Annotated in this window: 15 protein-coding genes; 4 read left to right on the forward strand and 11 right to left on the reverse strand. The window is 60.9% G+C overall.

What is annotated here, in order from left to right; genetic code table 11:
- Window positions 1-232: 232 nt before the first annotated feature.
- From msrQ to pssA, 3 genes are read right to left on the reverse strand one after another with little or no spacing between them, the layout of a single operon-like run.
- Window positions 233-853: a protein-methionine-sulfoxide reductase heme-binding subunit MsrQ gene (gene msrQ, locus F474_RS17380; protein WP_097087652.1), complete on the reverse strand. Its 621-nt coding sequence runs from the start codon at window positions 851-853 to the stop codon at window positions 233-235.
- Window positions 853-1866 carry a protein-methionine-sulfoxide reductase catalytic subunit MsrP gene (gene msrP, locus F474_RS17385; protein ID WP_097087650.1) on the reverse strand — a complete coding sequence of 338 codons (1014 nt, stop codon included), beginning with the start codon at window positions 1864-1866 and terminating at the stop codon, window positions 853-855. The genes msrQ and msrP overlap by 1 nt, the downstream gene beginning before the upstream one ends.
- A gap of 60 nt (window positions 1867-1926) precedes the next feature.
- On the reverse strand, window positions 1927-2781 hold the full coding sequence (pssA, locus tag F474_RS17390; protein WP_097087647.1) for a CDP-diacylglycerol--serine O-phosphatidyltransferase: 855 nt from the start codon (window positions 2779-2781) through the stop codon (window positions 1927-1929).
- A gap of 286 nt (window positions 2782-3067) precedes the next feature.
- Between pssA and F474_RS17395 the strand changes: the two genes are divergently transcribed.
- Entirely contained in the window at window positions 3068-4339 is a 1272-nt protein-coding gene (locus F474_RS17395; protein ID WP_097087644.1) for an aromatic amino acid transport family protein, read from the forward strand.
- A gap of 40 nt (window positions 4340-4379) precedes the next feature.
- On the opposite strand, the gene pcaC is transcribed toward F474_RS17395, so the two are convergent.
- From pcaC to F474_RS17435, 8 genes are all read right to left on the reverse strand, one after another.
- A complete protein-coding gene (gene pcaC / locus F474_RS17400; protein ID WP_097087642.1) occupies window positions 4380-4769 on the reverse strand; it encodes a 4-carboxymuconolactone decarboxylase in 390 nt (129 codons plus the stop codon).
- Window positions 4770-4771: 2 nt separating this feature from the next.
- Entirely contained in the window at window positions 4772-5563 is a 792-nt protein-coding gene (gene pcaD, locus F474_RS17405; RefSeq protein WP_097087639.1) for a 3-oxoadipate enol-lactonase, read from the reverse strand.
- Window positions 5564-5573: 10 nt separating this feature from the next.
- Window positions 5574-6941 (reverse strand): 3-carboxy-cis,cis-muconate cycloisomerase, encoded by a 1368-nt coding sequence (locus tag F474_RS17410; RefSeq protein ID WP_097087637.1) that lies wholly within the window; start codon window positions 6939-6941, stop codon window positions 5574-5576.
- 18 nt (window positions 6942-6959) lie between these two features.
- The gene (locus F474_RS17415; protein WP_097087635.1) at window positions 6960-8249 is read right to left on the reverse strand and encodes an MFS family transporter; all 1290 of its coding nucleotides are present in this window, start codon (window positions 8247-8249) and stop codon (window positions 6960-6962) included.
- A gap of 205 nt (window positions 8250-8454) precedes the next feature.
- Entirely contained in the window at window positions 8455-9660 is a 1206-nt protein-coding gene (pcaF, locus tag F474_RS17420; protein WP_176510735.1) for a 3-oxoadipyl-CoA thiolase, read from the reverse strand.
- Window positions 9657-10442, reverse strand: coding sequence for a CoA-transferase subunit beta (locus F474_RS17425; RefSeq protein WP_097087696.1), 786 nt, complete (start codon window positions 10440-10442; stop codon window positions 9657-9659). Before F474_RS17425 ends, pcaF begins: the two co-directional genes overlap by 4 nt.
- Window positions 10443-10450: 8 nt before the next feature.
- Window positions 10451-11299 carry a CoA transferase subunit A gene (locus F474_RS17430; protein WP_097087631.1) on the reverse strand — a complete coding sequence of 283 codons (849 nt, stop codon included), beginning with the start codon at window positions 11297-11299 and terminating at the stop codon, window positions 10451-10453.
- A 157-nt stretch (window positions 11300-11456) separates the two neighbouring features.
- Window positions 11457-12299 (reverse strand): IclR family transcriptional regulator, encoded by an 843-nt coding sequence (locus F474_RS17435; protein WP_097087628.1) that lies wholly within the window; start codon window positions 12297-12299, stop codon window positions 11457-11459.
- 447 nt (window positions 12300-12746) lie between these two features.
- Between F474_RS17435 and F474_RS17440 the strand changes: the two genes are divergently transcribed.
- From F474_RS17440 to F474_RS17450, 3 genes are all read left to right on the forward strand, one after another.
- Complete coding sequence (locus F474_RS17440; RefSeq protein WP_097087626.1) at window positions 12747-12947, forward strand: hypothetical protein; 201 nt, start codon at window positions 12747-12749, stop codon at window positions 12945-12947.
- 136 nt (window positions 12948-13083) lie between these two features.
- On the forward strand, window positions 13084-14556 hold the full coding sequence (locus F474_RS17445; RefSeq protein ID WP_097087623.1) for an inorganic phosphate transporter: 1473 nt from the start codon (window positions 13084-13086) through the stop codon (window positions 14554-14556).
- Window positions 14557-14732: 176 nt separating this feature from the next.
- Window positions 14733-15731, forward strand: a complete 999-nt coding sequence (locus F474_RS17450) for a lysylphosphatidylglycerol synthase transmembrane domain-containing protein (protein ID WP_097087621.1) — start codon at window positions 14733-14735, stop codon at window positions 15729-15731.
- The last annotated feature ends 260 nt before the right edge of the window (window positions 15732-15991 follow it).

Genomic DNA, 15991 nt, shown 5'->3' on the forward strand with positions numbered 1-15991 from the left:
TTTCGTTAAACTCTTGAAACATCAACCACTTGACTCGCTTCGCTGCCTCTTGAAGCGGGAGGCGAATTCTACAGCGTTACAACCTGCTGTCAACCACCTTTTTCACCGCGTTCAATCCGGAGACTGAAGCACTTCCAACCTCTTCAAAATCGCTAACTCGTTGAATCTCAAGGAGTTTAGCGTTCCGTTGTCGCTGGAAGTGGGGCGCATTATAAGGGGCTCAGAACAGGCGTCAACCTTTATTTTGAAGATTCGCCGTTTTCCTTCGCAAGCGTGGAAGGCGACGCACCACGGCAGGAATGCGCAGGGCCATCAACAGTGCACCTGCCAGCGCATATATAGACCACTCTTCGAGGTCCGCGCGGACGATCCATAGAAAATGGAGCAACCCAAGCCCCAGCACTGCGTAGGCAAGCTTGTGCAGCGTCTTCCATCGCTTGCCCAGCCGCCGCTGGCTGTATCGGTTTGAAGTGACCGCCAAGGCCAGCAACATCAACAAGGCCAGCGCCCCAACGATAATGTATGGCCTTTTGCTCAACTCTATGCCCAATTGGTCCCAGGCAAGGCCGAGCACAAAGAATAGATAAGCCGCCAGGTGCAGCACTACCCAGGCAAAACACCACAACCCCAGCTGGCGCCGGACAAACACCCAGCCTGCCCAACTCGTCATGCGCTGCAAGGGTGTCAGTGACAGAGTCACCATTAGAATGATCAGCGCACCCAGCCCTAGACGATCAACCAGCACCTTGCCGGGGTCGGGCCCGAGTGCGAAGATCCAAGCCTGATACAACCAATAGATCGGCCAGACGGCAACCACCAGGAATACGGCGCAGCGAAACCCTGCGTAACGCATCAGTAATTCACCCGCAGGTCCATGCCTGCATAAAGCGATGCCACTTCATCTGCATAGCCATTGAACATGAGCGTCTGCCGCACATTGGGGCTGAATAGGCTGCTGGGCAGGCGCCGCTCCCTCGCTTGGCTCCACCGAGGGTGGTCCACAGTGGGGTTAACGTTGGCGAAGAAACCGTACTCGCTGGGTGCGATGCGCTGCCAGGTGGTCTCTGGCTGCTTTTCGACGAGGCTGATCCGAACGATCGATTTGACCCCCTTGAACCCATATTTCCACGGGACGATCAACCGCAGCGGCGCGCCATTCTGGTTAGGCAGTTCCCGCCCATACATCCCCACCGCCAAGATGGCCAGCGGGTGCATGGCTTCATCCATACGCAGGCCTTCTACATACGGCCAGTCGATAAGCGCGAACGAGGAACGCTGGCCAGGCATCTGTGCCGGGTCGTGCAAGGTTTCGAAGCGGATATACCGAGCCTTGGAGGTAGGCTCAACTTGCTTGAGCAGATCGGCGAGTGGAAACCCCAGCCACGGGATAACCATCGACCACGCCTCCACGCACCTCAGCCGGTAGATGCGCTCCTGAAGTTGGTAAGGTTTGATGAAGTCTTCGAGGGCATACTTCCCGGGTTTGCCCACCTCCCCGTCGACTACCACGGACCAGGGCTCCGTCTTAAGCCCACCGGCGTTCTGGGCGGGGTCACCCTTGTCGGTGCCGAACTCATAGAAGTTGTTGTAGTGAGTTGCATCCCGCCAGGGTGTGATGCTCTCACCCGTCACGGTCATCGCCTGCCATTGCGTGGCAGGTAGCTTGCCAGTAAACCAGGCCGGGGGTTGGCTCGCGTCCACACCCTCGTAGCGAGACACTTCCCCCGCTCTGGCCCAGCCAGGCATCGAGGCCGCGAGCCCGCCGGCCGCCGCCGCGCCAAGCAGGTGCCGACGGGACAGGTAGGCAGATTCAGAGGTGACTTCCGATTCAAGGCAGTCGGAAGATTTGCGAGACTTGATGATCATGGGGGACTCCACAAGGCAGCAGAACGGCCGTTCAAGAAGTGTGACGCCCCCGCGCCGGTTTTATTTCCCTTGCCGGCGCTGCATTCGAATCAAATGCTGGATCGGCCCGGAGGCGGCATAACACACGAAAATGATCAACAGAATGCGCGGTGGGTCGCTGAAGACAACGGCGAAAACCAACACCACAGCCAGGATCGCCACGAAGGGTACACGTCCTTTGAGGTCGAGTTCCTTAAAGCTGTTGTACTTGATGTTGCTGACCATCAGCATGCCCGCCGCTGCCACCAGCAGGGCTACCAGAAACGACAGTTTCGAACCGGGTATGTCGAAATCGCTCAACGCCCATACCGTACCGGCCACCACCCCGGCCGCCGCTGGGCTGGCCAGGCCGATGAAATAACGCTTGTCGGCCTTGCCTACCTGGGTATTGAAACGCGCCAGGCGCAATGCGGCACCGGCCACATAGATGAAGGCCACCATCCAGCCGACCTTGCCCATATCGCCCAGTGCCCAACCAAAGGCTAGCAGCGCCGGCGCCATGCCGAACGCGATCATGTCGGACAGCGAGTCATACTCGGCACCAAAGGCGCTTTGAGTATTGGTCATCCGTGCGACTCGACCGTCGAGGCCGTCGAGCACCATGGCTACGAAGATCGCGATGGCCGCAAAGGAAAAGTACCGGGAGGCCTCGGCAGCATTGCCAGCGCTCAGCGCGCTCTGGGCGCTGATCGAGTTGATGATCGAATAGAAGCCGGCGAACAGGTTGGCGGTGGTGAACAGGTTCGGCAGCAGGTAGATCCCGCGGTGGCGCACCTTGCGCCCTTCGGCATCGTGGCCTTCCTCGATGTGCTCATCGACGGGCAGCAGGCTATCGGCGTCGGGTGCCTTGCCGGGCTCTTCGGGACGTTCGCTCATTCTCTGAATACCTTGCACAAACATGTGAAAAATTCGACAGGTGCCTACCGCCAGCGTTCGGCCACAGGCATGGCTGCTTTATACCAGATCAGTGCCTCGGCGAACGAGCGGGCGTTCATTTGGGCGCGAAGGTAACGCTCAGCATAGCCCGCCATCGGGCGACAAACGCTTTGCAAGTGCGTCCGAACAGTCCAGAATCCCCGCTTTTTTTACTGGCCGAGGCGTGAGCTGCCCGCTACATCCTCGCCGAGGCCGCGTTCCAGAGCCCTGCATACGGAGCCCCCGAATGAACAAGCAGGCCACCGGCGCCACCGCGCGCCTGGATCAAACCGCCACCTCCCAAGGGTGGGGCCGCGAAGACACCACCTGGATGCTGGGCCTGTTCGGCACAGCGATCGGTGCCGGTACTCTATTCCTGCCGATCAACGCCGGCCTTGGCGGTTTCTGGCCGCTGCTGGTGCTTGCCGTGCTGGCCTTCCCGATGACCTACTACGCTCACCGAGGCCTTACCCGCTTCGTGCTCTCCGGCAGGGGTGACGAGGACATTACCGGTGTGGTCACCGAGCACTTCGGGGCAAAGGCCGGTGCACTGATCACTCTGCTTTATTTTTTCGCGATCTTTCCGATCTTGCTGATCTACAGCGTGGCCCTGACCAACACCGTCGGCAGCTTCCTTGAGCATCAACTTCATGTGAGCGCCCCGCCTCGCGCCGCGTTGGCAGCCTTGCTGATCGTCGGCCTGATGATTGTCGTGCGGTGCGGCGAGCGAGCCACGGTCAGGGTGATGAGTTGGCTGGTCTATCCCTTCATCACAGCGCTGGTGCTGCTGGGCGTGTTCCTGGTGCCGCACTGGACTGGCGGCATTCTTTCCACCGCCACCGAACCGCCCTCCCCTTCCGGCCTGCTGGGCACTCTCTGGCTGGCGATTCCGGTCATGGTGTTCTCGTTCAACCACTCGCCGATCATTTCGGCCTTTGCAGTAGACGCCAAGCGCCGCCACGGCGAAGAGGCCGAGCCCTGCAGCAGCCAGGTTCTGGCCCGCGCACATGGCCTTATGGTGATCACGGTACTGTTCTTCGTGTTCAGCTGCGTGCTTACCCTTTCTCCAGGCCAATTGGCCGAGGCGAAGGCGCAGAACCTTTCGATCCTGTCCTACCTGGCCAACCATTTCAGCAACCCCATGATCGCCTTTGCCGCGCCACTGATTGCCTTCGTGGCGATCGCCAAATCGTTTCTTGGCCATTACATCGGCGCCAGCGAAGGCCTCAAGGGGTTGATCGTGAAAAGCGGCCTTCGGCCGGGTGAAAGAGCCCTGAACCGGGTGGTTGCCGTGGCCATGGCAGTAGTGTGCTGGGTCGTCGCTACCCTCAACCCCAGCATCCTGGGCATGATTGAAACGCTCGGCGGCCCGGTGATAGCGGCCATCTTGTTCTTGATGCCTATGTATGCCGTGCACAAGGTGCCGGCCATGCGCAGGTATGCGGGGCAATGGTCGAACGTATTCGTGGTTCTCGTAGGCCTTGTTGCCATTTCAGCCCTACTGTATTCGCTGATCTGAACCGCTACGGGCCGCGCCTGGCGCGGCCCCTTCGATCAGCCTACAGCGACTCTGTACCGAGCTCGTCCCAAACCGCTTCAGCTAGGTGAAAAGTGGCGTTGGCGGCCGGAATGCCGCAGTAGATCGCGCTCTGCAGCAGCACTTCCTTGATTTCTTCCCGTGTCACACCATTATTGCGCGCAGCACGCAGGTGCAGCTTCAACTCCCCCTCTCGGTTCATACCGATCAACATCGCGATGGTCACCAGGCTACGGGTATGGCGCGGCAGGCCCGGGCGCGTCCAGATGTCGCCCCATGCATGGCGGGTGATCATTTCCTGAAATTCGCCGTTGAACTCGGTGATGTTGCTCAGGCTGCGCTCTACGTGGGCGTCGCCGAGCACTGCACGGCGCACCTGCATGCCGGCTTCATAGCGTTGCTTCTCGTCCATGTTCAAGCCTCTTTCAAAAAGTCGATGATCGCTTGGGTGAAGGCTTCGCCTACCTCGACATTGGACAGGTGAGCGGCATCGAACTGGATATGCCGGGCGCCAGCCACACGCGTGCTGATGAAGTCGCCGTCCACCGGCGTGGTTACAGGGTCCTGGGTGCCGGAAACCACCAGCAGTGGCGCGCGAATCTGCCCCAATTGCTCGCGCAGGTCGGCATCACGAACCGCCGCACAACTGGCGGCGTAGCCTTCGGGAGAGGTGGCAGCGAGCATATCGGTGATGCGCTTGGCCGCTGCGGGGTTGGCCTGAGCAAAACCGGGGGTGAACCAGCGCGCAATGGACGCTTCACCCAGGCCCACCATGGCCGCCTCGCCCTCGCGCAGAACCGTTTCGATGCGCGGGTTCCAGACTTGCTCGCTGCCGATCTTGGCGCCGGTATTGCACAGGACCAGTTTGGCAATGCGTTCAGGCGCGTTGATTCCCAGCCACTGGCCGATCTGCCCGCCCATCGACAGCCCGCAGAAATGCACCTTGCTCAGGCCCAGTGCGTCCAGCAGCGCCAGCACGTCGCGCCCCAGTTGCTCCAACCGGTAAGGCCCAGGGGCGACCAGAGAGTTGCCATGGCCCCGGGTATCGTAGCGCAGCACCTGAAAGTGCTCTGCAAGGCCGGGAACCTGGGCATCCCACATGTGCAGGTTGGTGCCCAGTGAGTTGGAGAGCACCAACACCGGCTGGCCCTGGCGGCCATCGAGCTGGTAATAGAGTTCGCCATCGGCGAGTTTGACGCTAGCCACAAATAGCCTCCTATCGAGCGTTGAGCAGGGAATGCTCTGCCACCGCTCGATCCACCCATGCCTGGGCCAGGCCCAGGTAATGCGCAGGGTCGAGCAAGTGGTCCAATTCATCGGCACTTAATTGCGCTGCCACTTGCGGCTCATCGCCGAGCACCGCGCGCAGATGCCGCTGCTCGGCCACCGCACGCTTGCAGCATTGCTCTACCAGATGGTGAGCGGCGTCGCGGCCGATGCGTTGAGCCAGCGCAATGCTGACAGCCTCGGCCAGGACCAGGCCTTGGGTGAGCTGCAGGTTGCAAGCCATGCGCGCGGCGTCTACCTCAAGGCCATCGGCGATGACCTGTGCCTGCGCCAGGCTCCCGGCTGCCAGGCAGCACAGCTCGGGCAGCGTGTCCCATTCGGCGTGCCACAAGCCCAGGCTGCGTTCATGCTCTTGCGGCATTGCACTCAGGAGTGTCGACACCAGCCCCGGCGCGCGGGTTGCCGCGCTTATAAGGGCGGCAGCGCCCACCGGATTGCGCTTGTGCGGCATGGTCGAAGACCCCCCTTTGCCTGGCGCCGACGGCTCGAACACCTCGCCGGCCTCGGTCTGCATCAGCAGGCTGATATCGCGACCGAACTTGCCCAGGGTGCCGGCAACCAGGCCAAGCCAGGCGCCGAACTCAACAATGCGATCGCGATGCGTGTGCCATGGCTGCTCCGCAAGCGCCAGCCCCAGCTCCTGGGCCAGCGCATCGGCAACCGGCAGCGCTTGGGCGCCCAGAGCAGCGAGGGTGCCGGCAGCGCCGCCGAATTGCAGCACCAGCAAGCGAGGCTTGATCTCCTGCAAGCGTTGGCGATGCCGATTCAGCGCCCCCAGCGTGCCGGCCAGTTTCATCCCGAGAGTGACCGGCGTGGCGTGCTGCAGCCAGGTACGCCCCGGCATGGGGGTGCTTGCATGTTCAGAGGCCCGCTGCGCCACACCCGCGGCCAATTGCGCAAGCCCGGCGTCCAGTAACTCGATCGCCTGCCGCAGTTGCAGCACCAGCCCGGTGTCCATGGCGTCCTGGCTGGTGGCACCCAGGTGCACATAGCGTTCGGCCTCGGCACTGCGCAAAGCCACGCGCTTGCCCAGTGCTTTGACCAGTGGAATGGCAGAGTTGCCCGCGCTGGCGATCGCAACCGTTAACGCGTCGAAGTCATACAGCTGGGCGTTGCAAGCGGCTTCTATCGGTTCAACGCAGGCCACCGGCAACAACCCGGCCCGCGCCTCGGCGCGAGCCAGCCCGGCTTCGAAATCGAGCATGCCCTGTACACGCCCCCGGTCGCAGAACACCTCGCGCATGGCGGAGGTGGTGAAGTAGGCGTCGAACAAGCCGTTGCGGGGGCGATCAGTCATGGCAGAACCTTAGTGGCTTCAGTGGTCTTCGTGCAGGTATGAAGGTTTTTTCGGCAAGCGCAGGCTGAACAGAAACGCGATCACCATCATCACCGTCACGTACCAGTAAAAGGCGTTTTCATTGCCGGCGGATTTAAGGCTGAGCGCCACGAATTCGGCCGAGCCTCCAAAGATCGCATTGGCCACCGCATAAGAGAGGCCTACACCCAGCGCACGCACTTCCGGCGGGAACATTTCAGCCTTCACCAAGCCGCTGATGGAGGTGTAGAAGCTCACGATCGCCAAAGCGGCGACGATCAGCAGGAAGGCCAGAAACGGGCTGGTAACGGTCTTTAGGGTCAGCAGGATCGGCAGCGTGAACACTGCGCCCAGCACGCCAAACGACATCATTGAGGCACGGCGGCCAATCCGGTCGGCCAGCATGCCGAACAGCGGCTGCATGCACATGTACAGAAACAGGGCACCCGTCATGATGAAACTGGCCGTTTCCGGGGTCATCTTGGCGGTGTTGACCAGGTATTTCTGCATATAGGTAGTAAAGGTGTAGAAGATCAGCGAGCCGCCAGCGGTGTAGCCAAGCACGGTAACGAAGGCTGCGCTGTGATGCTTGAACAAGCTCGCCAGGCTGCCGGCGTTCTTGTCGTTGCGGGTCTGCGCCGTGCTGGTTTCTTCGAGCGAGCGACGCAGGAACAACGAGATCACGGCAGCCACGGCGCCGATGACGAACGGGATGCGCCAGCCGAATTCAGTCAACTCTTGCTTGGTGAAGACCTGCTGCAGGATCACCACCACCAGCACCGCCAGCAACTGCCCTCCGATCAACGTGACGTATTGGAACGAGGCAAGGAAACCACGCTGGCCGCGCAGAGCGACCTCACTCATGTACGTTGCGGTGGTGCCGTACTCGCCGCCCACCGACAACCCCTGCAGCAGGCGCGCCAGCAACAGCAGCACCGGCGCTGCCGTGCCGATGCTTGCGTAGGTCGGGAGGAAGGCGATGATCAGCGAGCCACCGCACATCATCAGCACCGAAATCATCATTGACTTGCGCCGCCCAAGCCGGTCGGCAACCCGGCCGAACAGCCAGCCACCGATCGGTCGCATCAAAAAGCCCGCCGCGAAAACCCCGGCCGTATTGACCAGCTGAACCGTGGGGTTATCAGAAGGGAAGAAAGAGGGCGCGAAGTAAAGGGCAAAGAATGCATAGACATAGAAGTCGAACCACTCCACCAGGTTGCCCGATGAAGCGCCCACGATGGCAAAGATCCGTTTACGCCGTTCTTCACTCGTGTAATGAGTCGTTGTCATGTGTTATTTCTCATTAGAGGTGACAAGGGAAACATAACGTAACACTGTGACAACGCTCTCGGGCATTCAAATTGCCATCTATGGCCGCCCGCCATCACGCCGGGGCAACAGCACTGCCAGATGGCAGCCGAACAGGGGCCGATCGTGGCATCGTCCACTGTTCGGCACTTATCGCTATCAAGCAGTGCCGGTATCCCGAACTCAGTTAGACACGTTCGACCGCCAGTGCAAGGCCTTGGCCCACCCCGACGCACATGGTCGCCAAACCCAGGCGGCCACCGGTCTTTTCAAGATGATGCACAGCCGTCAGCACCAGCCGCGCGCCGCTCATGCCCAGCGGGTGGCCGAGCGCGATTGCGCCCCCGTTAGGGTTTACTCGGTGATCGTCATCGGCCACGCCTAGGTCACGCAGCACCGCGAGGCCTTGAGCTGCGAATGCTTCATTGAGCTCGATCACATCGAAATCGCTCACCGCGATGCCCAACCGTGCTGAAAGCTTGCGCACCGCGGGCGTCGGCCCAACGCCCATCACCCGTGGCGCTACGCCGGCGCTGGCCATGCCAAGCACCTTCGCACGGGGCTTTAGGCCATGTTTCTTGACCGCGTCGGCGCTGGCCAGAATCAAGGCCGCAGCGCCGTCATTCACACCTGATGCGTTGCCGGCAGTTACCGTCTTGCCAGCACCGTTGACCGGTTTGAGCTTGGCCAGGGTTTCCAGGGTGGTATCGGCACGCGGGTGTTCATCCTGCTCCACCAGCACCTCGCCCTTCTTATTGGCGATCCGCACCGGGACAATCTCTTCGGCAAAGAACCCGGCGGCCTGTGCGGCGGCAGCACGCTGTTGGCTGCGCACGGCAAAGGCGTCCTGATCCTCACGGGATACATTCCAGTCATCGGCAACGTTGTCGGCGGTCTGCGGCATGGCGTCCACGCCGTACTGCGCTTTCATCAGCGGGTTGATGAAGCGCCAGCCGATGGTGGTGTCTTCCATTTTCATATCGCGCGAGAACGCCGTAGCGGCCTTGCCCATCACGAAAGGCGCACGCGACATCGATTCCACGCCACCGGCAATGGCCAGTTCCATTTCACCACTGGCAATGGCCCGGAACGCGGTGCCGACGGCGTCCATGCCCGAGGCGCAGAGGCGATTGAGCGTGACGCCAGGAACGCTGTCCGGCAGCCCCGCCAGCAACAATGCCATGCGCGCCACGTTGCGGTTGTCTTCGCCGGCCTGATTGGCACAGCCTAGAAAAACCTCGTCAAGCTGTGCCCAATCAACCTGTGGGTTGCGGCTGATCAGTGCCTGCAGCGGCACCGCGGCCAGGTCATCGGCGCGCGCCGCCGACAAAGCCCCTCCGAAACGGCCAATGGGCGTGCGAACGGCATCGCAGATATAAACTTCGCGCATCATGCTTCTCCCGGCGCTTGGCCATGGGCCTTGGCAGTACGTGCTTCCAGATCGCGCAGCGCCTCCAGTTCGGCTTCGCTCGGCGCCTGTGTGGTGGTCACGTGCTCGGCGAAGCGAATCGCCCAGCCGGTGGCTTCGACGATCTGCTCACGGGTGACCCCGGGGTGAATCGACGTCACGATGAACTCGTTGCTGCCTTCCTCCGGTTGCATGATGCACAGGTCGGTAATGATCGCTACCGGCCCCGCGCCCGGCAGGCCAAGGCGTTTGCGCGAGTCACCGCCTTCCCCATGCCCCACCGAGGTGATGAAGTCGAGCTTGTCGACGAAACTGCGATGCGATTGCTTGAGAATGATCAGGCAGCGCTTGGCCGACCCTGCGATTTCCGGTGCGCCGCCGGCGCCGGGCAATCGCACTTTGGGGTGGTGATAATCGCCTACCACGGTGGTGTTGATGTTGCCGAAACGGTCCACTTGAGCGGCCCCTAAAAACCCGACATCGATCCGGCCGCCCTGTAGCCAATAACGGAAAATCTCACCGGTGGGCACAACGGTGTCAGCGGTTTCCGCCAGCTCACCATCACCGATGGACAGGGGCAACACTGTAGGTTTGGCGCCAATCGGCCCGGATTCATAGATCAGCGTCACATCCGGGGAGTGGGTCAGCCGCGCCAGGTTCGCTGCCTTGGAGGGCAGGCCGATACCTACGAAGCAGACCGCTTTGTTGTCTAGCCAGCGCGAGGCGGCTACGGTCATCATTTCAGAGGTGTTGTAGTCTGTGCTCATGCTCATGCTCATGCCTCCGCCGCCAGCGATGCCTTGAATGCGTTGAAATCTTCGGTGCCACGCACGTGCTTGTCGATCCAGGCGGTGAATGCCTCGCGGGAGCGGCCGATCGGGTCCCAATCCTGGTAAAAGCGGTTGTCCCGCTCGTAGTACCCATGGGCGTAGGAAGGGTGAGCGCCGCCGGGCACCAGGCATACCGCAGCCAAAGCCCAGGTCGGCAACACGCATGCATTCATCGGGGCGTTGAGGTCATCGACCACTTCTTCCACGGTGACGATGCAACGCTTCGCCGCCAGTGCGGCTTCTTTCTGTACGCCCAGAATGCCCCACAGCAGTACGTTGCCTTTACGGTCGGCTTTCTGAGCATGAATGACGGTGACATCCGGCCGCACGGACGGCACGGCCGCCAGCACTTCGCCGGTAAAGGGGCAAGTTACGCTTTTGATCAGCGGGTTGACCTTGGGCAGGTCAGAGCCAGCATAAGCGCGCAATACCGCGAACGGTAGGCCCGAAGCCCCGGCCACATAGGCGTTGGCGAGGTCAGCATGGCTGTGCTCTTCAATTTCCATCGCATGCGGCCACTGTTTCTCAACAGCATCGCGCAGCCGGTGCAGCGACCCGACACCCGGGTTACCCCCCCACGAAAACACCAGCCGGCGTGCGCAGCCGGCGCCAATCAGCTGGTCGTAGATCAGGTCGGGGGTCATCCGCACCAGGGTCAGGTCTTTCTTGCCTTGGCGGATGATTTCATGGCCGGCGGCCGTAGGGATCAGGTGGGTGAAGCCTTCCAGGGAAACGGTATCGCCATCGTGGACGAACTGCTTCACCGCGTCGTGCAGCGAGATTATGTCAGCCATCTTGTGGACTCCAGGGCATGAGTCATTCTTGTAAGCATCGTTCAAGCGCTGTACGTGCGGCTTGAACAGCGATGGCTGAAGATTAAGGTGATGCCCCGGAGCAAAACAATTCGATAATCGACTAAGCGTTCGATAATCGAACGCATAACGCGACCCGTTAACTGAACAGCTGCGCGCTCAAGTTGCGGCTGGCAGTCAGCATACTGGGCAAAAACTTCTGCTCCAGGTCCGTGCGGCTGACCCTACCGGCGTGAGTACTGATGTTCAGCGCAGCGAGCACCTGGCCGGAGGCGTCGTAGACCGGAACGGCGATCGAGCGCAAACCTTGCTCAAGCTCTTGGTCGACGATGCACCACCCCTGTTGCCGGACACCCTGCAGGCACTCGAGCAAGGCAGCTTTGGAGGTAATGGTCTTGCTGGTCTTGGGTTGCAGCTCGACACTCTCCAGGTATTCGCTCAGGCTGGCATCGTCGAGCGCCGAGAGCAGGATGCGCCCCATCGAAGTGCAATAGGCCGGCAACCGGCCGCCGACATTCAGGTCAACGGAAATCAACCGCTGCGTTACCGCCGAACGGGCGATGTAAAGGATGTCCTCACCTTCCAGGGTTGCCATATTGCAGGCCTCATGCAGTTGTTCGCTCATGTGGTCCAGATACGGCTGCGCCGAAACCGCCAAGGGTGTGGACGACAGATACGCATGCCCCAGCGTGAGCACTTTAGGCAGTAACGAATAAGTGCGCCCGTCGGTCGTGGCATAACCCAACTTGATCAGCGTATGCAGGCAGCGCCTCACGGCGGCACGGGGAATCTCGGTACGGTGGCTGATTTGCGCGATGGTCAAGTGCCGCTTGCGTTCCTGGAATGCCTGCACCACAGCCAGGCCGCGAGCCAGCGAGGTCATGAAATCGGGGTCGCCGGCGAATGCCTGAATACGCTTGGCGGGCGAGGCCACGATGGGAGGGGCCAACGAGGCGAAGGAGTTACGCAGTTGATCGTTCATGGAACGGGCCTCCAGGCGGTGAAGAACGCCCCAAGTCGCGAGGGGCCTGCGGGCGATTATCGGACCACTGGCCGATAATCGCAATTGACCCTGATGGCCGACCGCTATACCTTTTGCCTTGCCAATCGCCCTCTGGGGCTACGGATTTCCTGGGAGAGACTGGTCAGGTACCCACCAGGGAAGTCCAAGGCAAGGCCTTGCTGGTTCAGCGAGGCCTTTTTCTTACCCGCCTTAACATTAAAGTTGGTTTCAGGTTCCAACTTGCATCTCTTCCAAGTGCGGGTGATAAAACTTTTACAGCGCTTATCGGAAACCTCTGGCAGCGTTGACGAGTCATAGATAACGCGGATAACGTTTACACCGGCCGCCCTGGCCGCCTCGCCTGCACGGGCCTATCCTGGTAGTGCGCGGCTTATTCGATATACCTCAATACCAACAGGTAAGCATGTGACCAAAGACGAACTGCGCGCGGAACTCGAGCGTCAGGAACAACGCTTCAAGGATATTTACGGTGGTGAAATCACTACCTATGCCGCCCAACCTGAGCCTGAACGCAAGCGCTGGCGCAAGCGCGCCACCGTTCAAGACAAAGCGTTCGCCCAAGAGCTGCAGAAGATGGAAAAAGAGCTGCACGAGACGGCCGAATAGCCGCTGGCACGGGCCAAATCAATGCGGGGGCTTACGCCTCTGGTCAACCGTTCGTGACTTATCGGAATGCGGGCGCTTCGGCGCAGCCACTTTTCTGTCATAATCGCGCCCCCCAAAGAACGGTCACACCACCTTCATGATTGATCTATTCAGCGGATTGGACGCCTGGGTCATCGTCAGCTTGCTGCTGGCACTGGGCTTCGTCCTGGCCTTCGAGTTCATCAACGGCTTTCACGACACCGCCAATGCGGTGGCTACTGTCATCTATACCAAGGCCATGCCGCCTCACTTGGCGGTGATCCTCTCGGGCCTGTTCAACTTCCTTGGCGTGTTGCTGGGAGGTGTGGGCGTGGCGTATGCCATCGTTCACCTGCTTCCGGTCGAGTTGTTGATCAATGTGAATACCGGCCACGGCCTGGCGATGGTGTTCTCGTTGCTGGCGGCGGCCATTGCCTGGAACCTGGGCACCTGGTACTTCGGGATACCGGCCTCCAGCTCCCATACGCTGATAGGGTCCATTCTCGGGGTGGGCCTGGCCAATGCGATGATCAATCACATCCCCTTGGGCGATGGGGTCAACTGGCAGAAGGCAATCGACATCGGCGCCTCGTTGGTAGTCTCCCCCCTGGTGGGCTTCGCAATGGCAGGCCTGTTGCTGATCGGCATGAAGAAGCTGCGCCCAGCTTCGAAGATGCACAAGACCCCAGAGCAGCGCCGGCAGATCGACGACAAGAAGCATCCGCCCTTCTGGGGCCGGCTGGGCCTGGTGTTGTCGGCGCTTGGCATGAGTTTCGTGCATGGCTCCAATGACGGGCAGAAAGGCATCGGCCTGATCATGCTGGTACTGATCGGCATCGTGCCGAGCCAGTTCGTGCTCGACCTGTCGAGCACCACCTACCAGATTGAGCGCACCCGCGATGCGACCGTGCATTTGAGCCAGTTCTACCAGCGCAACGCCTCCTCGCTCGGCGATTACCTTGCCCTGGGCAAGGCCCGCGCCAACGATCTACCGGGGCAGTTCCAGTGCGACCCCAGCCAGACCGAGCCGACCATCGCTGCACTGTTGGGCAATCTCAACAACATCAGCGACTACCACAGCATGCCACCGGAGCGCCGTATCGAAACGCGCCGCTACTTGCTGTGCCTGGACGACACCGCCCGCAAGGTTGGCAAGCTGCCTGCACTGGATGGCCGTGAAAAGGCCGACCTCGACAAGCTGCGCAAGGACCTGACCAGCACCACCGAATACTCCCCGTTCTGGGTGATCCTGGCCGTAGCCCTGGCGCTGGGCATCGGCACCATGGTTGGCTGGAAACGCGTGGTCAAGACCATCGGCGAGAAAATCGGCAAGCAAGGCATGACTTACGCTCAGGGCGTTTCGGCCCAGGTAACCGCTGTCACTGCCATCGGCCTGGCCAACGTGTTCGCCCTGCCCGTATCGACCACGCATGTGCTGTCATCCGGTGTGGCGGGCACCATGGTCGCCAACCGCAGCGGCTTGCAGGGCAGCACGGTAAAAAACATCCTCCTGGCCTGGGTGCTCACCCTGCCTGTCGCCATGTTGCTTGCGGCAAGCCTATTCTGGCTGGCGTCTCGCTTCGTTTCCTGATTATCATCGGCCCCGCCAGGCCAAGCCTGGCCGGGCTGCCGCTGATACGGCCGCCCGTGGTTGGCCCTGCCCTAGAACCTCCGTGCGCGACCAGGGTCCATGTGTGATTCCGAATCCTGAGGCACTTGGCCCGTGAAACCTGATCCATCCGGCCCTACCTGTTCACGAGGTGCACGTTGAAACGCGCCTTGTGGCTCATCCTGGCTATCGTGGCCGCCATCGGCATTCCCCTGGCTTTAGGCGGCAAGGAACTCTTCGGGCGCCTGCTGGACTTCCCTCCACACCTGCTACTGGGCATGTTCGCCATGATCCTGCTGTGCTGGGTGATCAACAGCACCCGCACTCGCCTGCTGCTGGGTGATCAGGCTCGCAACGTCGGGCCCGTGCGCTGCCTTGGCCTGGTGATGGCCACCGAGTTCGCGTACTGCGCTACCCCGGGAGGCAGTGGAGCCCCGCTGACGTTCATGGCTTTGCTTAGGCGCCATGGCATTCACCCAGCACGCGCCGGTGCGGTGTTCGCCATGGACCAGATCAATGACCTGCTGTTCTTTCTGTGCGCACTGATCGGGGTGCTGTGCTACGCCCTGCTGCATCACTTGAGCGAGCACATGCGCGGGCTGCTGGTCAGCAGCGCGGTGCTGATCGTCGCTGCACTGGTGGGCTGCGGCTTCCTTGCCCGGTACCACAGGCGCATGCTGAGCCTTTCAGGCAAGCTGCTGGCCAAGCTGCGGGTACGCCACGCCACACGCTGGCGCTGGGCACGCCGCACGTTGCATTTCAGCGCCCAGCTGGCCGACACGCTGCGCCAGCCAAAACGGCGCCTATTGTTGGCGTTCGTACTGACCTGCATACACTGGAGCCTGCGCTACAGCGTTCTGTATATCACCCTCATCGGCCTAGGTGCGGAACTCGACTGGGCCTGGAGTTTCCTGGTTCAGATGCTCGCCCTGTGTGCGGGGCAATTCAGCCTGTTGCCAGGTGGTGCGGGCGCAGCAGAACTAACCTCTGCGGCGTTGTTGGCACCGATGGTTGGCAAGGGCACTGCTGCAGCGGCGATCGTCATCTGGCGCATAGTGACTTTTTATTTCTACCTTATTGCCGGCGGCCCACTGTTCCTACTTCTGGTAGGCAAACCGCTCCTCAAACGGTTACTCCGGTGGCGTCAGGACTCATAACCGCGAGCCGCGTGGCGCAGGATGTATAACAGGCAACGGCGGATCAAACCTCAAACGCCGCTGAAAATAATTGCACCTGCAATCAAAGCATTCATCTAAGTGAACCCGGTAGCGGGGACTGCCTTTTGTGAAGATTCCGAAACATTCCCATATTCTCGGAGACTGTTTTCACCTGATTCACATTACTTGTGTTTACTCTCCCTCTCTCACTGACTATTATTGCCGCTATTGTTAAGCAACGCTCACTTCAAAAGGCCATT

The organism is Pseudomonas sp. URIL14HWK12:I12 (assembly GCF_003097135.1).
Taxonomy (GTDB): Bacteria; Pseudomonadota; Gammaproteobacteria; order Pseudomonadales; family Pseudomonadaceae; genus Aquipseudomonas.